Here is a 19404-nt window from a genome sequence, read left to right on the forward strand (position 1 = left end):
GCGATCGCGTTACTCAGCTGCCATCTCGGATTCCGACGCCTTGGCATCAACCTCGGTTGGCGCGTCATCGAGCAGGAAGCCGCCGGACTGGCGCTGCCAGAGCTGCGCATAGAGCCCGCCCTTGGCGACGAGTTCCTCATGCGAGCCTTCCTCGATGATGCGGCCCTTGTCCATGACGACGAGCCGGTCCATCGCCGCGATGGTCGACAGACGGTGCGCGATGGCAATGACGGTCTTGCCCTGCATCAGCTTGTAGAGGTTCTCCTGGATCGCGGCCTCGGCTTCCGAATCGAGCGCCGAGGTCGCCTCGTCGAGGATCAGGATCGGCGCGTCCTTCAGCATGACGCGGGCGATCGCGACGCGCTGGCGCTGGCCGCCGGACAGTTTGACGCCGCGGTCGCCGACATGGGCGTCGAATCCCTTGCGGCCATTGTGGTCCGAAAGTCCGCCGATGAAATCGAGCGCCTCCGCCCGGCGCGCCGCCTCGGTGAGCATCTCGTCGGTCGCGTCGGGCCGGCCGTAGAGGATGTTCTCCCTCACCGAGCGGTGCAGCAGCGAGGTGTCCTGCGTCACCATGCCGATCTGCGCGCGCAGCGAATCCTGCGTCACCGCCGCGATCTCCTGGCCGTCGACGAGGATCCTGCCGCTTTCCAGGTCGTAGAAGCGCAGCAGCAGGTTGACCAGCGTCGACTTGCCGGCGCCCGAGCGGCCGACGATGCCGACTTTCTCGCCGGGCTTCACGGTAAGCGACAAGTTCTCGATGACGCCCTTCTGCTTGCCATAGTGGAAGCGGATGTCGTCAAAGCGGATCTCGCCCTGGCTGACACTGATGTCCTTGGCGCCCGGCCTGTCCTCGACCAGGCGCGGCAGCGAGATCGACTGGATGCCGTCCTGCACCGTGCCGATGTTCTCGAAAAGCCCGGACATCTCCCACATGATCCATTGCGACATGCCCCACATTCTGAGGACAAGGCCGATGACCACGGCGACGGCGCCAATCGTCACCGCCTGCCCCAGCCAAAGCCATAGCGAGATTGCCGTGACGGAGAACAGAAGCAGCGAATTCAGGATGTAGAGCAGGCCGTAGAGCACCGTCACCAGCCGCATCGAGCGGTAGACGGTGTCGAGGAAGCTCGCCATGCCTTCCCTGGCGAAGGTTGCCTCGCGCCGCGCATGCGAAAACAGCTTCACCGTCTGGATGTTGGTGTAGCTGTCGACGACGCGGCCGGTCATGGTCGAGCGCGCATTGGCCTGCTCCTCGCCGACCTTGCCGAGCCGTGGAATGAAAAAGCGCAAGAGCCCGATATAGCCGACCAGCCAGACGGCGAGCGGTGCGGCCAGCCGCCAGTCGGCCGAGCCGACGATGAACAACATGCCGAGGAAGTAGACGATGACGTAGTTCAGCACGTCGATCAGCTTGATCACGCATTCGCGCACGGCGAGCGCCGTCTGCATCAGCTTGGTGGCGATGCGGCCGGCGAACTCGTCCTGGTAGAAGGCCATCGACTGCTTGAGCAGATAGCGATGCACCTGCCAGCGGATGCGCATGGGATAATTGCCCATCAGCGTCTGCTGGTTGAGCAGCGAATGCAGCCATACCGTGCCCGGCAGCGCGAACAGCACGACGAAAGCCATGCCGGCGAGCTTCCAGATCTCCGTCTGCAGGAAGGTTTCGCGGTTCTGCGCCGACAGCCAGTCGACGATGCGGCCGAGGAAGCCGAACATCCAAACTTCGGTGAAGGCGATCGCCGTCACCAGCACCGCATCGACGACGATGTAGGGCCAGGCGCCGCGCGTGTAGTGCACGCAAAACGCGATCAGCGTCCTCGGCGGCTCGACCGGCTCCGCGGCAGGGAACGGATCGAGCCTGTTTTCAAACCAGCGGAACATTCCAGGCACTCGACTTATCTGTGCGCTCACGCGGCGCGGGATTGATGGGCAAGGCTTTGCGGCCGCGCGGCATTGCGGGCCGGCGACACGGAATCATCCGAGTCGCCGGCCCTATCCCGCGCAATATAAGGTTTCGCCGGCATTTCGCCGACAGGTTCGTTTGACGATCCTGACGGCCCCGAGGTTCCCGACGAAAGGCCGGAGCCTGCCCGGTTCCTGTCGCCCGGCCGGATCAAACGGATGATCCGGCGCACCAGCGTGGGCCGGCTGTGGTCGGGCACCGCGCGCGAGAAATCGACGTCCGGCAGCATGCCGCGATGCGGCCTGCGCTGTTCCTCGGCATGCACCGCCGACGAATAGGTCTCGCCGATCAGCAGCGCCCAGGTAGCCACCTTGCGCTCATGCAGGCTTCTTGACCCCGGTATCTTGTAGGGATCGAACATCGGTCCGTCCTCCATATGCAAATGCGTTAAAAAGGGTGATGCGGCCTCGACCACCGGCATTCGGCCGAAGGCGCGGATCGAATCGGCCGGAACCGGACGACGAGCGTCAGCCTCGGCACGACGGTAACCGTCGGTCTTGACACGACGGCAAGCATCGGTCTTGACACGTTCAGCGGGAGCGCGGCGCCCCTTTGGCAGTTTGAAAAACATCGCAAGATTCCTTCGAAGGCCGAAAACTGGGTTCGGCGGGAATCGGTGCGATGAGGACTTAAAGTGTCAGAAGAATCGTCGTACCGAAACCGCCTGCGGGCATACGTGAGCCCCGGAGAGGAGCTGGATGTGCATGGTCATCATGTGTTCCCCTCCATTCGGTTCGGGTTGACGATGGTGGGCATATACTCGACTTCGCAGAAAATGGCCACCCGCCAGTCCAGAAATCGCCAAAAGCCGGAGGTTCCTGTGGCCGATCTGCCACTTATTAGCAGTATGCGGAAATGAACGATCGTCTCCGCATCGCGCTCTACCAGCCGGATATCGCCGGCAACACCGGGACAATCCTGCGCTTCGCCGCCTGCCTCGACATCGGTGTCGATATCATCGAGCCGGCCGGCTTCCCGCTCTCCGACCGGGCGCTGAAACGGGCCGGCATGGATTATCTCGAAATGGCGGCGCTTTCCCGCCATGCCGACTGGCACGCCTTCGAGGAATGGCGAAAGACCAACGCGCGCCGCCTGGTGCTGCTCACCACCAAGGCCACCAGCGCCTATACGGACTTCGCCTTTGCCGCCGGCGACATTCTGCTGTTCGGCCGCGAATCCGCGGGCGTGACGGAAGAAGTCCACCAGGCGGCCGACGCGCGACTGACCATTCCGATGCGGGCGGGCGCCCGCAGCATCAATGTCGCGCTGTCGGTCGCCATGGTCGCGGGCGAAGCGCTGCGCCAGCTCGGCTAGGACGCGCCGGGTTTCCTCGCTCTCCCGAACCGCCACCCCTTCCGCCGTCATTTTCGTCCAGGCGCACATCGCCTTCTCCTGCATTTGCCATATCGTCGCTCTTTCGCTACAAGTTCAACTTAACTTGAGGTCAAGCGGGAATTTGAGAATGGCTCCGGCAAGGGAATTGACGGTCGGCCAGGTGGCCGTGCGCAGTGGCGTGGCGGTATCGGCGCTGCATTTCTACGAGGCCCGCGGGCTGATCCGCAGCCATCGCACTTCGGGCAACCAGCGGCGCTACGGCCGGGACGTGCTGCGGCGCGTGGCGATCATCCGCGTCGCCCAGGAAGTCGGCATCTCGCTTGCCGGGATCGCCCAGGCGTTCCAGTCCCTGCCCGAAGAGCGCACGCCGACGCGCGAGGACTGGAACCTGCTTTCAACGGCCTGGCGCGACGATCTCGACCAGAAGATCGCCCAGCTCAAGAAATTGCGCGACGGCCTGACCGACTGCATCGGCTGCGGCTGCATGTCGATCGACAAGTGCCCGCTGAGGAACAAGGAAGACCGGCTGGCCCGGGAGGGGACGGGGGCGAGAAGGCTGGCGGTGCGCTGACGGTCTGTCGCCAAGGTGCATTGAGATTCAGGTCAGGCCGAGCCGGAGTCGAAGACGGGCGCGAAGCGACCAAACTAGGTGACTTCCGAAAACCGGAGCGTACTTAAAGTACGTAAGCACCGGAAGCGCAGGAAGCCGCCGTTTGCAGGCCGGCCTCATCAATGCACCTTAATCAGCCGCCGGCAGCCGCCGCATGGTGAATTCGATCACGTCGCCTGGACGTTCGAACCAGCTTTCGATCTCAGTCCAGTAGGCCTGTTTCGGAAAACGCTCGAACCACTCCTTGGCCTTGAGGCGCGCATCCGGGCGCGGCAGCACGAAGGTTTCGCGCAAGAAACCGTCGCGCGGCTGGTTTTCGCGCTCAGCCCGTGAGCGCTCCAGCCTCTTCTTCAAGCCATCCAGCGGCGGTCTTGCCGGGGTGCGCACGAAGGAACTCCTTTGCACCTGGATCAGACAGGACTTGACCCTTGTCCTCAAGAGATTAGGGATCGCGCGCAGAAAAAACGAGTCATTTGTCAGGCAAGTGAGCCTGTGACTGGAGACCGAATTGGAAAGACCTGATCTTCCGGTGGGCCTGCCGGCCGATATCGAGCAGAAGAAGATGAAGGCCCGCCTCTGGTTCGAGGCCTTGCGCGAGCGCATCTGCGCCACCTTCGAGCAGATCGAGCAGGAGCTCACCGGCCCGCAAGCATCATGGTCGCCCGGCCATTTCGAGAAGACCCCCTGGGAGCGCGACGAAGGGCGTGGTGGCGGCGGCACCATGTCGATGATGCGCGGTCGCGTCTTCGAGAAGGTCGGCGTTCACACCTCGACCGTCCATGGCGAATTCTCGCCCGAGTTCAGGAAACAGATGCCCGGCGCCGAGGAAGACCCGCGTTTCTGGGCGAGCGGCATCTCGTTGATCGCCCACCCCTGGAATCCCAACGTGCCGGCCGTGCACATGAACACGCGCATGGTCGTCACCACGCGCCAGTGGTTCGGTGGCGGCGCCGATCTGACGCCGGTGCTCGACCGTCGCCGAACCCAGGACGATCCCGACACGATTGCCTTCCATCGCGCCATGCAGTTCGCCTGCGAGAAGAACGCCGCCGTCGCCGACTATCCCAAATTCAAAGCCTGGTGCGACGAGTATTTCTTCCTGCCGCACCGCAACGAGGCGCGCGGCATCGGCGGCATCTTCTTCGATTGGCTGCATTCGGACGAGGACAGGGGCGGCTGGAACGCCGATCTCAATTTCGTCCAGGATGTCGGACGCTCCTTCCTTGTCGTCTATGCCCATCTGGTGCGGGGCAACTTCAACCAGGACTGGACCGACGGCGAGCGCGACGAACAGCTGATCCGGCGCGGCCGCTACGTCGAATTCAACTTGCTTCACGATCGCGGCACCATCTTCGGCCTGAAGACCGGCGGCAATGTCGCCTCGATCCTGTCCAGCCTGCCGCCCGAGGTAAAATGGCCGTAACGATCCGGTGAGCCCCGGCCATGGCCGCATTGCTGTCCCATTCGCCGAATCTTGGCAGGCAATGTGGCAGGGACGATATCTTTTTCGTCTAATATCCTTTTGAAAAAATTGAGCTAATTAAGGCCGACGGGTCGGGAAGCGCCGGCGGTCGAAGCGGAGATCACCTGTCTCCGCCGGCCGTGACCCGACGCGACTTGACGGCCCTGACCAGGAGGGTGCCTGACCAAACGGGTGCCCTTGTTTCCAAGAGAGTATTCCATGCGCAAGCTTATCGTGACGGCAGCCGCCGCCGCCTTTCTCGCCTCCGGTGGCGCCGCATTCGCGGCGGTGAAGCACACCACCGGCACCGTCAAGAGCTTTGATGGAACGGCCATGAGCCTTGTTCTGGACGATGGGTCGACATTCAAGCTGTCCAAGGCCTTCAAGGATCCCGGCGTTCAGGCCGGCGAGAAGGTCCGCGTGTCCTGGGACATGAGCGGCAAGAACAAAATCGCCGAGGCCGTCAAGATCATGAAGTAACGACCTTGCTCTGAAGGTCCAGTTCTCAGGCAGCGGGGAAAGGCGGGGCATAGTGCTCCGCCTTTCCTTCCATTCCTGGATTGGGGACTTTCGATGCAACCGAACCGTCCGACACGTGTTATGGTAGTCCGGCAGAGCAACCGGAAGAGGCGCGCCGCCGTTTCCCTCCCGGACTGCCAAGAAAAAAATCAGGGGCGGCCGGCCGGCCAAGGTCGAACCACCCGCGCTAGGAAAGGAAGAGTCATGAAGGAATTCCAATGCGGATCGCTGGTTCCCGGCTGTGACTGGCACACGCGCGCCGACGAGGAAGCGGAGGTCATGCGCCGCGCCGTCGAGCATATGCGCGAAACGCATGGCGAGACCGTTATTCGCGAGACCATGATCGAAGCGATCCGCTCGCGCATCCAGAAAGTTCGCGACGCCGCCTGATCGGTCCAGATCGCAGGCTTCCAAACGTCACCGGCCGACAGGCGCGATGGCGGGTCGTTGGCTCCGGCGCGCGTCCGCCCTCCTCGTCGGCGATCCTCCGATCGCCGGCGAAGGCACTGTTTATGCTTAATTCCAGCGAATTCTTATATTCGTAACAGCTTAGGTAACCTGGCGGTAACGGTCTGCGTGCGATTCTCCCGCGCATGATCCGGCCAGAGGCGGCTGCCCGAGAAGCTCTTCGCCATCAAGGCGCTGTCCGGAATGGTGGGGCGAGGTGCTTCGCGCATGCGCGAGCGATCCGACATCCGAGGCGGTCTCTGCACGGCGGTGCTCCTGTTGTGCGCCTTCCTCTTGGCGTCCGCTGCGACAGCGCAGGAATGGACCACCTCGCTCGTCGATATCCATCAGGGTTCTCCGCTCAGCGACCGCGCCAGGGGCCTCGGCAACGGCGGCTATGAGCTGCAGGGCGGAAGCTGGGTCTCCTTCAGCCGTTGGTATCACGCGAGCTGGGTCGATATGCATGTCGATCTTCTTACCCAGATCACGCCCGATACCGGCTTTCTCTGGGGATTTGGCACCGGGGAACAAGGCGAGAAATACAGCATCGAGCCCAGCCTCAAGCTTGGTTTTCTCACTCAGGTCCATCCCAATCCGAACAGCACCCTGTCCCTGTCGGTCACCTCGGTCATCGGCGGCAACCTGACCGAAAAGCCCTGCGAAGCCGACTACGGCGAGTTCGGAACCTACAGCGTCAACTGCCGGCTGGCGGCCGGCGAGACGGCCCCCGAGGAAACGCTGAAGTATCTGGTCAGCGCGAAGCCGGAGAGCATGCATCTCTGGCTGAACTATCGTCTCACTTTCTGATCGGAGGGCCGCGAATGAAATCATCTTGTCCCGAAACTCACGATCGTCCGTCCTGGTTCTGTCTGACTGGAGAATGAACATGTCGGTTAAGTCCTTGAAGTTCGGCCTCGCCGCTGCCCTCGCCATCCTTTCGGCGCCGATGGCATCGGCTCAGGAAGCTCTCAGCCCGGACGAAATGGCTGCACTCTGCCATGGTGGCGGGTCGATCTGCGTGAGCGCAACGATCCCGGTCGCGCGGACGACGCAAGCCGTACAGAGCTGGATGAGCCCCGACGTCGGCGCCGCGTGGGCAGCCGGCTACAAGGGCAAGGGCGTCACCATCACCATGGTCGACGACTTCAGCAGTTCGTCGCGCTTTTCCGGCAATTTCGGCATCGGCGTGCAGACCCAGCGGCACGGTGAATGGACGCGCGAGGAGGCTGGCATGATCGCTCCGGCGGCGACCATCCGCTCCAAGGATTTCTCGACGGGCACGGCCGTCCCGCTGGCCGCCGGCCGCAACGTGCTTAACCTGAGCTACGGCATGTACACAACTGCGGGCTACAGCACGAACCAGATCTGGTGGGCTCCAGAGGAGTCCTCGATCATCTCCTACGCCACCAAGGGTTCGGCCATCGTCTCGAAGGCGGCCGGCAACGACGCGGTCGCTGTCGGTGGGGTCACGGGCGGGCAGCAGGACTACCTCGACCTTGCCCTGATCGGCAAATCGACGGCGATCTTCGTCGGCGCATTGTCGACGAACGGCACCACAGCCAACAAGGCCCAACTCGCCTGGTATTCCGACTATGCCGGCTCCAACACGGCTGTGCAGAGCCACTTCCTGGTGGTCGGCGTCGAGGGCAACAAGACCGGTCTTTACGGAACTTCGTTCGCCGCGCCGATCATCTCGGGCTACGCCGCGATCATCGGCAGCAAGTTCACCAAGGCAACGCCGGTTCAGATCACCAACGACCTGCTCAACACGGCCCGCACCGACACGCTGGCCAATTACGACCCCTCCGTCTACGGCAAAGGCGAGGCAAGCCTTTCTCGCGCGCTCGCCCCTGTTGCGATCCATTGACAGCCGCGAGCGGTTTCGACGTTTCAAGTCTCCAGCGCCTGCGCGGCGCGTTCCATCAGCGCGCCGCGTTCCAGGGTGAAGCCTGACTCCATCCATTCCTTCTCGAGGTTCTTCAGCGTGGCGCCGAGCTTGGGCCCCGGCGACGCTCCAAGCTCGGTCAGGTCGGCGCCTTTGATCGGGAACACCGGCTTTTCCCACTTGAGCGTGAAATTGAGCAGGCGTGAAAAGCCGCCGGCTTCCATCATCGCCTGATTGTCCTCGACGGCACGCGTCCGAGCGGCGGCAAGCGCCAGTCGAATACGGTCGAGATAGCCGTCGCGATCGCCGTAATAGAGTTTCTTGGCCAGTTCGGTCTCGGTCGCCTTGGCCTCCGGTGCAACGGTCAGCGCCCAATGCCGCAGGCGATCGGCATCCTCGTTCGAAAGTCGCAGCCTCTCGCCAAGCCTCTTCATACGCACGGCATCGGGCGGGACGATCGCCTCCAGCCTCAGCACCGGATCGGCGATCCAGCCGAGATCCTCTCCAGCCTTGATCAGGCCATGGATGGCGTCGATGCCCCATTTCTCGCTTTCCGGCAGCACGGCGGTGAGCACGCCAGCCTGGCGCATCCACAAGAGCGCGCGCGAGGGATCCGGAGCCGACAAGAGCTTCTTCAGTTCGGACCAGACGCGTTCGGCCGAAAGCCGCGCAAGTCCATCCTTCAGCCTGGCGCAGGCCTTCAGCCCTTCCGCGTCCGGCCGTCCTTCGCCATACCAGGCAAAGAAGCGGAAAAAGCGCAGGATGCGCAGATAGTCCTCGCGGATGCGCGCCTCCGCGTCGCCGATGAAACGCAGCCGCCGCGCTTCGATGTCGGCGATGCCGCCGACGAGGTCGACGACCGTGCCGTCCGCTTCGGCATAGAGGGCGTTGATGGTGAAGTCGCGCCGCTCGGCGTCGGCTTTCCAGTCACGTCCGAAAATAACTTTTGCCCGCCGCCCGTCGGTCTCGATATCGGCGCGCAGCGTCGTCACCTCATAGGGCTTGCCGCCCGCGACCACTGTGACCGTGCCGTGATCGATGCCTGTCGGCACCGTCTTGAAGCCGACGGCCTTGGCGCGTCTGATCGTTTCCTCTGGCACCGTGGTCGTGGCGATGTCGACGTCGGCGACCGGTTGGCCGATCAGCGTGTTGCGCACCGCGCCGCCGGCGACACGCGCTTCCTCGCCGCCCTCCTTCAGCACGGCAAGCAGCTTCTGCAGATGCTTTTCGGCCAGCCAATCGGCCCTACCCGAGAGAGACACCTCAGCGCTCACGCATAGAGCCTTTCATAGAGCGTGCGGACGATGCCGGCGGTGACGCCCCAGATGCGCTGGCCGCCATAGGGCATATCGTAGAAGAACCATTCGAGGTCGTTCCAGAAACGGCTGTCGCGCGCGTGGTTGGCGGGGTCCATCAGGAAACTCAGGGGCACCTCGAAGGCGGCATCGACCTCGTCGGCATTGAGCGTCAGCGAAAAACCCGGCCGCACGATGGCAAGCACCGGCACGATGCGGTAGCCGCTGCCGGAGACGTAGTCGGGCATGCGGCCGATGATCTCGATGAAATCCGGCTCGAGGCCGATCTCCTCGAAGGTCTCGCGCAGCGCCGTGGCCTCGGGGCCGGGATCGGTCGGATCGATCGTGCCGCCTGGGAAAGCCACCTGGCCGGAATGGCTGCGCAGCTTCTCGGCGCGCTTGGTGAGAAGCACCATGGCGCCCTTGGCACGGTCGATCACCGGAATCAGCACCGCCGCGTCGCGCAGCGGCTTGACATGTTTGAGCCTGGGATGGCCGGGATTGAAGCGATGGTCGCCGAAATCGTCGCCAGGGACGATCGCCGCCTGCGCCGCGACGCGGGCACGAAAGTCAGCGATCGAAAACGGCGCCGGCGTCACTTGGTCCATCACGCGCTCAGCCGCTTCAGTTTCTCGGCCGGCATGATCGGATAGACCTCGCCGCCCGAGCGGACGGCGAACATCGCCCTGCCGTCGATGTCGATCTCCTCGCCATGCTCGACCAGTTCATACATCACCGGCCGCGCCACCAGCGCCTCCAGCCGTCCGCGCACCAACACATAGGGCTTCAGTCCGCCGGTTTCGTCTTCGTCGACGAAGCGCAGCGGATGGCCGGGGCCGGCGGCGACGACGTCGCCGACATTGGTGCGGAAGGTGATAACCTGGTCGTTCCCACTTCCGGACACGTTCATTTCGACGGCGATGAAGGGGGCGTCGACGACGCGGATCCCGACCCGCTCGACCGGCGTCACAAGGTAGGTCTTTCCGTCGGCATCCTTGCGCAGCACGCTGGAAAAGAGCTGCACCAGCGGCATGCGGCCGATCGGCGTGCCGAGATAGAACCAGGTCCCGTCAGCCTTGATCTCCATGTCGAGATCGCCGCAGAATTCCGGATTCCAGCGCTCGACCGGCGCCGGCCCCTTGCCGGCCCGGGCCGCGCGCGAGATCAGCGCCTCCAGGCCGCGTGCCTCGGTGGCGCCGGTCAGGCTCTGCTCGCCCGGGCTCCGTTCGCCCAGTGTTTGTTCACGATGTTCGCTGCGTTCGGCCATGGTCACGAAATAGTCACTGTTGTCCCGATTGTCAGCCTTGTCCGTCCAAGTCTGTGATTTAAGTTCGAATACAGGCGCCAGGCGAGGCCGAATCGCGGCATTCTGCGGCATTGAGAATGCAGGCCGGTATTTCCAACCACAAGGATCGAACGGCATGAGCGTGATGATCAAGGAAAGCCCGATCAGCGAAAAAGCGATGATCGAGGAAGCCGAAAAGGCGCTGGCCGACATCTCCAGGGTCCGCGACGCGGTTGGCCGGGTGATCTTCGGCCAGGAGGCGGTCGTCGAGCGCACGCTGGTGGCGCTGCTGGCGGGCGGCCATGCGCTGCTGGTCGGCGTGCCCGGCCTCGCCAAGACCAAGCTGGTCGAAACGCTGGGCATCGTGCTCGGCCTCGATTCGCGCCGCGTCCAGTTCACGCCCGACCTGATGCCGTCGGACATCCTCGGTTCCGAGGTGATGGAGCAGGACGAGTTCGGCAAGCGCTCCTTCCGCTTCATTTCCGGACCGATCTTCACGCAATTGCTGATGGCCGACGAGATCAACCGCGCCTCGCCGCGCACGCAATCGGCGCTGCTGCAGGCGATGCAGGAATATCACGTCACCATCGCCGGCGCCCGCCACGACCTGCCCGCGCCCTTCCACGTGCTTGCGACGCAGAACCCGCTGGAACAGGAAGGCACCTACCCGCTGCCGGAAGCCCAGCTCGACCGCTTCCTGATGCAAGTCGACATCCTCTATCCGGAGATCGAGGCGGAGCGCCGCATCCTGCTCGAAACCACCGGCGTCGACGAAGCCAAGGCCGACAATGTGCTGCAGCCGGCCAGACTGAGGGAAATCCAGACGCTGATCCGTCGCATGCCGGTGCCGGAAAGCGTCGTCGAGGCGATCCTCAAGCTGGTGCGCTCGGCCCGGCCCGGCCAGGGCAATGCCGAGACGGACAAGCACGTCGCCTGGGGGCCAGGGCCCCGCGCCAGCCAGGCGCTGACCCTGTGCGCCCGCGCGCGCGCCCTATATGATGGCAGGTTGGCACCTTCGGTCGACGACGTCCGCGCCTTGGCCGAACCGGTGCTGCAGCATCGCATGGCGCTGACTTTCGCCGCCCGCGCCGAAGGCACTTCCGTGCGTGACGTGGTGGCGAAGCTGGCAAAAGGCATCTGATGGGTCGAATAGGCGAGGTCCAGGCACCGGTTGCGACGCGCGATGCGCTCGCCCGTGGCCGGTTGCGGGCTTCATTGGTGCCGGACCTGCTGGTCGAGGCGCGCCGTATCGTCAACACGGTGATCGCCGGCTGGCACGGCCGCCGCAAGCGCGGCATCGGCGAGAATTTCTGGCAGTTCCGGCCCTATGTCGAAGGCGATTCCTCGCGCATCGACTGGCGCCGCTCCGCCAGGGACGACCACACCTATGTGCGCGATCGCGAATGGGAGGCCGCGCACACCGTCTGGCTGTGGGCCGACCCATCGCCTTCCATGCTCTACAAATCGGCCGGCGCCGGCGTTTCCAAGGAATCGCGCGCGCTGGTGCTGGCGCTCGCCTTGGCCGAGCTCTTGTCGCGCAGCGGCGAGCGCATCGCCTGGCCGGGCCTGACGGACCCGTTCACAGCCCGCAACGGCGCTGAGCGCATCGCCGCCCAACTGAGCCACGCCGCCGCGCTTCCCGCCAAGCCCGATCTGTCGGCCATCCGCCGTTTCTGCGACATCGTGCTTGTCAGCGATTTCCTCGATCCGGTCGAGGAAACCATGGCCTGGCTCGACGTGCTGGCGCGCCACGGCGTGCGCGCGCATCTGATCGAGGTGGCCGATCCGGCCGAGGAAACCTTCCCCTATGCCGGCCGCACCGAATTCACCGATCCCGAGACCGGCGACAAGCTGACCGCCGGCCGCGCCGAGATGCTGGCCGAGGAATACCGCCTGCTTTACCGGGCCCGCCGCGAGGAATTGGCCGCCTGGTGCAAGCGTCTCGGCTGGAGCTATACCGTCAACCACACCGACCGCCTCGCCTCCGAGGCGCTGGTGCGCATCCACATGGCGCTGACCGCCGACGGTAGCAATAATGTCGGAAAGGCGGTCGCATGAGCTGGCTGCCGCTTTCCTTCGGGGCGCCCATGGTGCTGTGGGGACTTCTGGCGCTGCCGGTGATCTGGTGGTTGCTGCGGCTCACCCCGCCCAAGCCGCAAACGGAAGTGTTCCCGCCGTTGAAAATCCTCGCCCGGGTCCTGAGGCGCGAGGAAACCCCGCAGCAAAGCCCGTGGTGGTTGACGCTGCTTCGGTTGCTGATGGCGGCGCTTGTCGTGATGGCGTTGGCCGAGCCGGTCTTCAATCCGCGCGAAAAACTGCCGGCGGAAGGCGCGGCCCTGGCGCTTGTCATCGACAATGGCTGGGCAAGCGCCGCCGACTGGAACAAGCGCGTGGCCACCGCCGAACGGCTGATCGCCGATGCCGGCTCGAACGGCGTGCCGGTCGTCATCGCCTTCACCGCCGAGAAGCCCAATGCCGAGATCGGCCCCTTCGATGCCTCGGCCGCGCTCGACCATCTGCGCGCGGCAAAGCCGCGGCCAATCCCCACCGACAGGCCCGCCGTCTACGCCCGCGTCGCCGCCGCGTTGGAGCGCCTGCCCGGCGCCAGCGTTGCCGTGCTCGCGGATGGCCTTGCCGCCAAAGGCGACGAGGCCGCTTTCAAGACGCTGCTCGAAAAGAACGCGACACGGCTGGTTTGGGCCATTTCCGACCGGCCTTCGCTGACCGGCCTGATTGGCGCCGACAACCAGGTCGACGGCTTCGCGCTGACCGCCATCCGCGCGCCGGGCGATCCGGCCCCGGCGCAGGTCACCGCGGGCGCCTTCGACGACAAGGGCCGCCGCATCGCCGATGCGACGCTGACCTTCGCGCCTGGCGAGGCCGCGACCACGGCCACGATGGCGGTCCCGTTCGAACTGCGCAACGATTTCGCCTCGATCGCGCTCGACGGCGAGCACCAGGCCGGCGCCGTGCGCGTGCTCGACGAGAGTTCGAAACGCCGGCGCGTCGGCCTGCTGTCGCAGGCCGAGGCCGACCAGGCGCAGCCGCTTCTGTCGCCGCTCTACTATATCCGCCGCGCCCTGCAGCCCTTTGCCGATCTGGTCGAGCCGTCGAGCGCCGATCTCGCCGACGCCATTCCGCAGCTTCTCGACCAGAAGCCGGCGATGATCATCATGGCCGATGTCGGCACCATCCCGGAGCAGGTCAAGCAGCGGCTGGTCGACTGGGTCGACAAGGGCGGCACGCTGGTGCGCTTTGCCGGCCCGCGTCTTGCCGCGGCCGGCAACGACGACGACCTTTTGCCGGTCCGGCTGCGCAGCGGCGAGCGCGCGCTGGGCGGCGCGCTGTCGTGGACGACGCCGCAGGCGGTGACCGAATTCCCGAAGAACGGCCCTTTTGCCGATCTTTCACCGCCCTCCGAGGTGACGGTCAGCCGGCAGGTTCTGGCCGAGCCGACGCCCGACATCGTCGAGCGCACCTGGGCGACGCTTGCCGACGGCACGCCGCTGGTGACGGGCATGAAGAAGGACAAGGGCACGCTGGTGCTCTTCCATGTCACGCCCGAGGCGACCTGGTCGAACCTGCCGATCTCCGGCAGCTTCGTCGAGATGCTGCGGCGTGTCGTGCAATTGTCGCGCAACCAGGGCGCCGCGATCGCCAATGCCGAAGCCGCCGCGGCATCGCTCGCGCCCTACCGCATGATCGGCGCCGACGGCACGCTGACGCCGCCCTCGCCCGATGCGCGACCGCTGGTGCCCGGCGCCGGTCCGCTGCCGGTGACGCTGGAAAACCCACCAGGCCTTTACGGCTCGGAGACCGGTGTGTTCGCGCATAATCTTCTCAACGCTTCGAGCACATTCGCGCCGCTGGCGCGCCCGCAGGTTTCGCTGCCGGTGACAACCGTCCCCTATGCCTTCGACGAATCGGAGAACCTCAAAGGGCCGTTGGTCGCCATCGCGCTCCTGTTGATGGTGCTCGACACCTTGGCGGTGTTCTGGATGGGCGGGCTGCTGGCGCGCCGGCCGCGCCGCGCTAGAGCTGTAGCAACCGCCGCGGCCGTTCTGGTCGTGCTCGGTGGGCTCTTCGGCCACGCCGACGTTGCCCGCGCCGACGATTCGAAACCAGGCGACGCCCAGGCGATCGACGACATTTCGAAAACCCGCATCGCCTATGTGATCACCGGCGAGCCCGGCGTCGATTCGATCAGCCGCGCCGGCCTCGAAGGCCTCACGCGCTTCCTCATCGAGAAGACCGCGCTTGAGCCCGGTCCGCCGGCGGGCGTCGACATCGCCAAGGACGAGCTGTCCTTCTTTCCGCTGATCTATTGGCCCATCGACGCGTCGGCGCCTATGCCCAGCCAGGCGGCGATCGCCCGCATCGACGCCTATATGCAGCAGGGCGGTACGGTTCTGTTCGATACGCGCGACCAGTTCTCGAACGGCATCGGCGCCGGCTCGGCAAGCCCGGCGACCGAGCGGCTACGCGACATCCTCGGCAATCTCAACGTGCCGCCGCTGGAGCCGGTGCCGTCGGACCACGTGCTGACCAAATCCTTCTTCATCCTTCCGGAGTTCCCCGGCCGCTTCAATGGCAGCCCGCTCTGGGTCGAGGCCTCGCTCGAGGCCAGCAACACCGAGAACCGCCCGGTGCGCACCGGCGACGGCGTCTCGCCGATCATGATCACCGCCAATGACTTCGCCGGCGCCTGGGCCATCGACGAGAACGGCGATCCGATGCTGCCGACCGTACCGCCGGATCCGATGCAGCGCGTCTATGCGCTGCGTGCCGGCGTCAACATCATGATGTACATGCTGACCGGCAATTACAAATCCGATCAGGTGCATGTGCCCGTGCTGCTCGAACGGCTGGGGCAGTAGGTCATGAACTGGTCGATCTCCTTCGAACCGCTGGTTTCCTGGCCGCTGTTTGGCCTTCTCTTCGTGCCGTTGCTGCTGCTGGCGCTGGTCGGCCTGTGGTTCCGCCAACGCGGCTCGGCGCTGCGCTTCATCGCGTTGCTCGCGCTTGCCGCGGCATTGCTCAACCCGGTGTTCCTCGCCGAGGAACGCGAGGCGCTGAAGAGCGTCGTCGCTCTCATCGTCGATCGCAGCCAGAGCCAGGACATCGGCGACCGCGCCAAGCAGACCGACGAGGCGCTGGCCGGGTTGCAGCAGCGTCTTGCCCGCTTCAAGCAGTTCGATGTCCGTGTCGTCGAGGCCGGCAAGTCCGAAGCCGCCGACGAGCGCACCGAAACCAGGCTGTTCAGCGCGCTCGAGGGCACTTTCCGCGACGTGCCGCCGTCGCGCATCGGCGGCGCGATCATGATCACCGATGGCGAGGTGCATGATGCGCCGGCCGGCGCACCGGAGTTCAACGCGCCGCTGCATGCGCTGATCACCGGCAACGAGCACGAGAAGGACCGCCGCATCCGCTTCGAGAACGCGCCGCGCTTCGGCCTCGTGGGAAAGCCGCTCGACATGACCTACCGCGTCATTTCGACGGAAGGCGATGGCGCTCCGGTGGACGTGCGCGTCTCGGTCAATGGCGAGCAGGTCTCGGTCGAGCACGCGACCGTCGGCCAACCGATGAAGCTCTCGGTCACCATACCCAATGCCGGCCGCAACATCGTCCAGCTCGGCATCGACCGGGAGCCCGGCGAACTGACCGACGCCAACAACCGGGCGATCGCTTTGGTCGACGGCATCCGCGAGAACCTGCGCGTGCTCTTGGTTTCCGGCGAGCCGCATGCCGGCGAGCGCACCTGGCGCAATCTTTTGAAGTCGGACGCATCGGTCGATCTCGTCCACTTCACCATTCTGCGCCCGCCGGAAAAGCAGGACGGCACGCCGATCAACGAGCTGTCGCTGATTGCCTTCCCGACGCGCGAGCTGTTCGTCGAGAAGATCAAGGATTTCGACCTGATCATCTTCGACCGCTACCAGCACCGCGACGTGCTGCCGATCCTGTATTACGATTACATCTCCGAATATGTCGAAAAGGGCGGCGCGCTGCTGATTGCCGCCGGCCCCGAATATGCCGGCGAAAACTCCATTGCCCGCACGCCGCTGAACGCCGCGCTGCCGGCCATGCCGACCGGCGAGGTGGTGGACAAGGCATTCTATCCGCGCCTGACCGATCTCGGCCAGCGCCATCCGGTGACGCGCGGGCTCGACGGCTCGGCGAGCGAGCCGCCGCATTGGAGCCGCTGGTTCCGCACCATCGGCGTCAAGAATCCGGAAGGCGAAGTGGTGATGAAAGGCGCCGACGATCGGCCCCTGCTCCTGCTCGACCGCAAGGGCGAAGGCCGTGTCGGCATGCTGCTCTCCGACCAGGGCTGGCTGTGGGCGCGCGGCTTCGAGGGCGGTGGACCGCATGTCCAGCTTTATCGCCGCATCGCCCACTGGCTGATGAAGGAGCCGGAACTGGAAGAGGAGCGGCTGACCGCCGACGGCCGCGGCATGATGCTTGAAATCCGCCGCCAGACGATGAGCGACGACCCGGGTCCCGCCCAGGTCATCACGCCGTCCGGCAAGGCGATGACGGTCAAGCTCGAGAAAGCCGAGCCCGGCATCTTCACCGGCAGTCTGCAGACCGGCGAGATCGGCCTCTACCAGATCGGCAATGGCGACCTTACCGCGCTTGCCCATGTCGGCCCGATCAACGCGCCGGAATTTTCCGACGTGATCTCGACCGAGGACAGGCTGAAGGCGCCTGCCGAGGCGACCGGCGGCAGCGTGCGGCGGCTGGCTCCGTCGTCGACGCTCGGCAATCTCGCCGGCGGCGTGACGCTGCCGTCGATCATCCCTGTCCGCTCTTCCGCGGCCGCTTCGGGCGACGACTGGATCGGCCTGCGCACCACCGACGACAGCACGCTCAAGGCCGTATCGCGCGTGCCTCTGTTCGGCGGCTTCCTAGGCCTCGGCCTGCTGCTGCTCGCCATCGGCTCGATGTGGTATCGCGAAGGGCGGTGACACCACTTTCTTCCTTCTCCCCTTGTGGGACCCCCTGTGGGAGAAGGGAAACTTCTCCGCCCTACTCTTCGGGCTCGGTGGTGAACAGCAGCGGATAGCCCTTGGCCTTGCCGGCGTCGGTCGCCCGCGTCGCCTTGGTCTCGGCGATATCCTTGGTGAACACCGCGACGACGCAGACACCGCGCGTATGCGCGGTGATCATGACGCGGTGCGCCTGGTCCTCGCTGAGTTTGAACTCGCCCTTGAGCACTGTCACCACGAACTCGCGCGGCGTGAAATCGTCATTGACGAGGATGACCTTGTAGAGTTTGGGCCGCTCGGTCTTCGGCTGCGGCTTGACGCGGGGCTTGATGACGGTTTCTGGCATCGGATCCGGCGGCGAGGAACTGAGTTCTCGCTCTCATTTTGTCACGCTGAAAAACACCCGTCCAACCCTCCGCGTGGATAGCGACGGATTGGACGTTCGATATTATGTGGGGAAGCGCCGCCGATGGGTCAACGGTCCTGGCGTCCGACCGGACGACGCAACGGGGTGCCCGATCTGCCTGAACCGACGTCGCCATCCATGCCCGAGCCGCGCTCCATGAAAGCAAAGAATATCCAGCCGGCCAGGCCGATCAGCGTTATGCCGGTCAGCACGAGCAGCATCCAGGACTGTGCCGGGGTGATGTAGTCGAAGCTCGAGGAGATCAGTGGAGCGAAAAGCTCGGGTTCGGTCCTGCCGCTGGCGGGATCCGGCACGGGGCTTGCGGTAAAGATGATCAACGATCGTGCCGCCCCGGTGGCGATCAGGCCGCCGAGCGTCAGCGAGCGCATCAGGGACGAAAACCGCTTCCTCATGCGGATTGTCCTACAGCACCGGCATTGCGATCGGGTTAAGGATCGGGAGCGGCGCGGCGAAATCTGCCGACGTCAGGCTTCGGTCGCCGGAAGACCGCCCCAGCCGGAACTGGCCGGAGCGGTCTTGAAGGATCAGGAGTGAAAGCCTGGATTAGGACTTCTTCGCCGGAGCCTTCTTGGCCTTCTTGACCGGGCACTTGTGCGTCTTGGTCACCTTGCAGGCCTTCTTGGCAGCGACTTTCTTCATCGGCTTCGCAGCGGTGCTGTCGGCCGGAGCAGCCGTGGTGGTCGCGGTCGAGGCAGCCGGGGCGGCGGTCGTCGTGGCGGCGGCGTTGCCGAGAGCCGGCATCGCGAAAGCGAGAGCAACACCGAGGCCGAGGGCGGAGAGGATGGACTTCTTCATGGCTTCATTTCCTTTTTCTTGCAGGTCTGGATGAGCGTCACTGAGCAGGATCGATCGGTGTCACTCCAAGCAGCTTCAAAGCGTTTGCGAGCATCCGGATTCCCTGCGCCTGTTTCTTGTTGGCGCAGAACCGGTTTCCCTTTCTTTGCAGTGCTTTCGCCGCGGTGACCTGCGTTGCCGCGGCATGGGTTTCGAGGGCTTCGTCAACCTGACGGCTCAGATTGGTGCAACGCTCGGTCCGGGTGAGCGGCGCGACCTTAGCGGTGGAGGCGCCGGCCGCTGCTGTGATGAGCGATATGCTGAGCAAAGCACCCGTCACGCTGATCCAGAACCTCTGCATTGGTCTTGTCCGTTACTCCGGAAACTTGCGTCGCAGCCGATGA

21 protein-coding genes are annotated in these 19404 nt (G+C 64.9%); 11 read left to right on the forward strand and 10 right to left on the reverse strand.

Going from position 1 to position 19404, the window contains the following annotated elements; genetic code table 11:
• Positions 1 to 9: 9 nt before the first annotated feature.
• Together FJ424_RS13315 and FJ424_RS13320 are read right to left on the reverse strand one after the other, a co-directional pair.
• A complete protein-coding gene (locus tag FJ424_RS13315) occupies positions 10 to 1890 on the reverse strand; it encodes an ABC transporter ATP-binding protein (protein WP_140653338.1) in 1881 nt (626 codons plus the stop codon).
• A gap of 26 nt (positions 1891 to 1916) precedes the next feature.
• Complete coding sequence (locus FJ424_RS13320) at positions 1917 to 2333, reverse strand: hypothetical protein (RefSeq protein ID WP_246677233.1); 417 nt, start codon at positions 2331 to 2333, stop codon at positions 1917 to 1919.
• Between the two features lie 494 nt (positions 2334 to 2827).
• On the opposite strand from FJ424_RS13320, the gene FJ424_RS13325 reads away from it, so the two are divergent.
• Positions 2828 to 3286, forward strand: coding sequence for a tRNA (cytidine(34)-2'-O)-methyltransferase (locus FJ424_RS13325; protein ID WP_140653334.1), 459 nt, complete (start codon positions 2828 to 2830; stop codon positions 3284 to 3286).
• 148 nt (positions 3287 to 3434) lie between these two features.
• A complete protein-coding gene (soxR, locus tag FJ424_RS13330; RefSeq protein WP_140653333.1) occupies positions 3435 to 3878 on the forward strand; it encodes a redox-sensitive transcriptional activator SoxR in 444 nt (147 codons plus the stop codon).
• A 168-nt stretch (positions 3879 to 4046) separates the two neighbouring features.
• Here the strand turns inward: soxR and FJ424_RS13335 are convergent, their stop codons facing one another.
• Positions 4047 to 4304, reverse strand: coding sequence for a hypothetical protein (locus tag FJ424_RS13335; RefSeq protein ID WP_140645749.1), 258 nt, complete (start codon positions 4302 to 4304; stop codon positions 4047 to 4049).
• Between the two features lie 121 nt (positions 4305 to 4425).
• Here FJ424_RS13335 and hemF point away from each other — a divergent pair, with 121 nt between their 5' ends.
• The 5 genes from hemF (at position 4426) to FJ424_RS13365 (ending at position 8212) form a co-directional block, all read left to right on the forward strand.
• Positions 4426 to 5340: an oxygen-dependent coproporphyrinogen oxidase gene (gene hemF, locus FJ424_RS13340; protein WP_140653331.1), complete on the forward strand. Its 915-nt coding sequence runs from the start codon at positions 4426 to 4428 to the stop codon at positions 5338 to 5340.
• 258 nt (positions 5341 to 5598) lie between these two features.
• Entirely contained in the window at positions 5599 to 5859 is a 261-nt protein-coding gene (locus FJ424_RS13350) for a DUF1344 domain-containing protein (RefSeq protein ID WP_140645747.1), read from the forward strand.
• A gap of 243 nt (positions 5860 to 6102) precedes the next feature.
• Positions 6103 to 6288, forward strand: a complete 186-nt coding sequence (locus tag FJ424_RS13355) for a DUF1059 domain-containing protein (protein WP_008877709.1) — start codon at positions 6103 to 6105, stop codon at positions 6286 to 6288.
• A gap of 285 nt (positions 6289 to 6573) precedes the next feature.
• Complete coding sequence (locus FJ424_RS13360; protein WP_140653329.1) at positions 6574 to 7152, forward strand: hypothetical protein; 579 nt, start codon at positions 6574 to 6576, stop codon at positions 7150 to 7152.
• Positions 7153 to 7231: 79 nt separating this feature from the next.
• Positions 7232 to 8212 (forward strand): S8 family serine peptidase, encoded by a 981-nt coding sequence (locus tag FJ424_RS13365; protein WP_140653327.1) that lies wholly within the window; start codon positions 7232 to 7234, stop codon positions 8210 to 8212.
• Positions 8213 to 8235: 23 nt separating this feature from the next.
• Here FJ424_RS13365 and FJ424_RS13370 read toward each other — a convergent pair whose 3' ends face one another.
• Genes FJ424_RS13370 through FJ424_RS13380 form a run of 3 tightly spaced genes read right to left on the reverse strand, consistent with a single transcriptional unit; the run spans position 8236 to position 10792 of the window.
• A complete protein-coding gene (locus FJ424_RS13370; protein ID WP_140653325.1) occupies positions 8236 to 9504 on the reverse strand; it encodes a CCA tRNA nucleotidyltransferase in 1269 nt (422 codons plus the stop codon).
• Positions 9501 to 10133: a CoA pyrophosphatase gene (locus tag FJ424_RS13375; RefSeq protein ID WP_140645743.1), complete on the reverse strand. Its 633-nt coding sequence runs from the start codon at positions 10131 to 10133 to the stop codon at positions 9501 to 9503. The genes FJ424_RS13370 and FJ424_RS13375 overlap by 4 nt, the downstream gene beginning before the upstream one ends.
• The gene (locus FJ424_RS13380) at positions 10133 to 10792 is read right to left on the reverse strand and encodes a DUF1285 domain-containing protein (protein ID WP_140653392.1); all 660 of its coding nucleotides are present in this window, start codon (positions 10790 to 10792) and stop codon (positions 10133 to 10135) included. Before FJ424_RS13380 ends, FJ424_RS13375 begins: the two co-directional genes overlap by 1 nt.
• A gap of 154 nt (positions 10793 to 10946) precedes the next feature.
• On the opposite strand from FJ424_RS13380, the gene FJ424_RS13385 reads away from it, so the two are divergent.
• Genes FJ424_RS13385 through FJ424_RS13400 form a run of 4 tightly spaced genes read left to right on the forward strand, consistent with a single transcriptional unit; the run spans position 10947 to position 17778 of the window.
• A complete protein-coding gene (locus tag FJ424_RS13385; protein WP_140645742.1) occupies positions 10947 to 11951 on the forward strand; it encodes a MoxR family ATPase in 1005 nt (334 codons plus the stop codon).
• Positions 11951 to 12868, forward strand: a complete 918-nt coding sequence (locus FJ424_RS13390; protein WP_140653323.1) for a DUF58 domain-containing protein — start codon at positions 11951 to 11953, stop codon at positions 12866 to 12868. The genes FJ424_RS13385 and FJ424_RS13390 overlap by 1 nt, the downstream gene beginning before the upstream one ends.
• A complete protein-coding gene (locus FJ424_RS13395) occupies positions 12865 to 15687 on the forward strand; it encodes a DUF4159 domain-containing protein (RefSeq protein ID WP_140653322.1) in 2823 nt (940 codons plus the stop codon). Before FJ424_RS13390 ends, FJ424_RS13395 begins: the two co-directional genes overlap by 4 nt.
• 3 nt (positions 15688 to 15690) lie before the next feature.
• Entirely contained in the window at positions 15691 to 17778 is a 2088-nt protein-coding gene (locus FJ424_RS13400; RefSeq protein WP_140645739.1) for a hypothetical protein, read from the forward strand.
• Between the two features lie 61 nt (positions 17779 to 17839).
• Here the strand turns inward: FJ424_RS13400 and clpS are convergent, their stop codons facing one another.
• The 4 genes from clpS to FJ424_RS13420 all read right to left on the reverse strand — a co-directional run bounded on the left by clpS (position 17840) and on the right by FJ424_RS13420 (position 19361).
• Positions 17840 to 18145 carry an ATP-dependent Clp protease adapter ClpS gene (gene clpS / locus FJ424_RS13405; RefSeq protein ID WP_140645738.1) on the reverse strand — a complete coding sequence of 102 codons (306 nt, stop codon included), beginning with the start codon at positions 18143 to 18145 and terminating at the stop codon, positions 17840 to 17842.
• A gap of 128 nt (positions 18146 to 18273) precedes the next feature.
• Positions 18274 to 18618 (reverse strand): hypothetical protein, encoded by a 345-nt coding sequence (locus FJ424_RS13410; RefSeq protein ID WP_140645737.1) that lies wholly within the window; start codon positions 18616 to 18618, stop codon positions 18274 to 18276.
• Between the two features lie 151 nt (positions 18619 to 18769).
• Positions 18770 to 19021, reverse strand: coding sequence for a hypothetical protein (locus FJ424_RS13415; protein WP_140645736.1), 252 nt, complete (start codon positions 19019 to 19021; stop codon positions 18770 to 18772).
• A 37-nt stretch (positions 19022 to 19058) separates the two neighbouring features.
• On the reverse strand, positions 19059 to 19361 hold the full coding sequence (locus tag FJ424_RS13420; RefSeq protein WP_140645735.1) for a hypothetical protein: 303 nt from the start codon (positions 19359 to 19361) through the stop codon (positions 19059 to 19061).
• Positions 19362 to 19404: the final 43 nt, after the last annotated feature.

The organism is Mesorhizobium sp. B3-1-8 (genome assembly GCF_006439495.1).
GTDB lineage: Bacteria > Pseudomonadota > Alphaproteobacteria > Rhizobiales > Rhizobiaceae > Mesorhizobium.

Bases quoted from the DNA above. Each gene is read 5' to 3' on its own strand.
- FJ424_RS13315 (WP_140653338.1), bottom strand. From the start codon at position 1,890: ATGTTCCGCTGGTTTGAAAACAGGCTCGATCCGTTCCCTGCCGCGGAG.
- FJ424_RS13320 (WP_246677233.1), bottom strand. From the start codon at position 2,333: ATGTTCGATCCCTACAAGATACCGGGGTCAAGAAGCCTGCATGAGCGC.
- FJ424_RS13325 (WP_140653334.1), top strand. From the start codon at position 2,828: ATGAACGATCGTCTCCGCATCGCGCTCTACCAGCCGGATATCGCCGGC.
- soxR (WP_140653333.1), top strand. From the start codon at position 3,435: ATGGCTCCGGCAAGGGAATTGACGGTCGGCCAGGTGGCCGTGCGCAGT.
- FJ424_RS13350 (WP_140645747.1), top strand. From the start codon at position 5,599: ATGCGCAAGCTTATCGTGACGGCAGCCGCCGCCGCCTTTCTCGCCTCC.
- FJ424_RS13355 (WP_008877709.1), top strand. From the start codon at position 6,103: ATGAAGGAATTCCAATGCGGATCGCTGGTTCCCGGCTGTGACTGGCAC.
- FJ424_RS13360 (WP_140653329.1), top strand. From the start codon at position 6,574: ATGCGCGAGCGATCCGACATCCGAGGCGGTCTCTGCACGGCGGTGCTC.
- FJ424_RS13365 (WP_140653327.1), top strand. From the start codon at position 7,232: ATGTCGGTTAAGTCCTTGAAGTTCGGCCTCGCCGCTGCCCTCGCCATC.
- FJ424_RS13375 (WP_140645743.1), bottom strand. From the start codon at position 10,133: ATGGACCAAGTGACGCCGGCGCCGTTTTCGATCGCTGACTTTCGTGCC.
- FJ424_RS13380 (WP_140653392.1), bottom strand. From the start codon at position 10,792: ATGGCCGAACGCAGCGAACATCGTGAACAAACACTGGGCGAACGGAGC.
- FJ424_RS13385 (WP_140645742.1), top strand. From the start codon at position 10,947: ATGAGCGTGATGATCAAGGAAAGCCCGATCAGCGAAAAAGCGATGATC.
- FJ424_RS13390 (WP_140653323.1), top strand. From the start codon at position 11,951: ATGGGTCGAATAGGCGAGGTCCAGGCACCGGTTGCGACGCGCGATGCG.
- FJ424_RS13395 (WP_140653322.1), top strand. From the start codon at position 12,865: ATGAGCTGGCTGCCGCTTTCCTTCGGGGCGCCCATGGTGCTGTGGGGA.
- FJ424_RS13400 (WP_140645739.1), top strand. From the start codon at position 15,691: ATGAACTGGTCGATCTCCTTCGAACCGCTGGTTTCCTGGCCGCTGTTT.
- clpS (WP_140645738.1), bottom strand. From the start codon at position 18,145: ATGCCAGAAACCGTCATCAAGCCCCGCGTCAAGCCGCAGCCGAAGACC.
- FJ424_RS13410 (WP_140645737.1), bottom strand. From the start codon at position 18,618: ATGAGGAAGCGGTTTTCGTCCCTGATGCGCTCGCTGACGCTCGGCGGC.
- FJ424_RS13415 (WP_140645736.1), bottom strand. From the start codon at position 19,021: ATGAAGAAGTCCATCCTCTCCGCCCTCGGCCTCGGTGTTGCTCTCGCT.
- FJ424_RS13420 (WP_140645735.1), bottom strand. From the start codon at position 19,361: ATGCAGAGGTTCTGGATCAGCGTGACGGGTGCTTTGCTCAGCATATCG.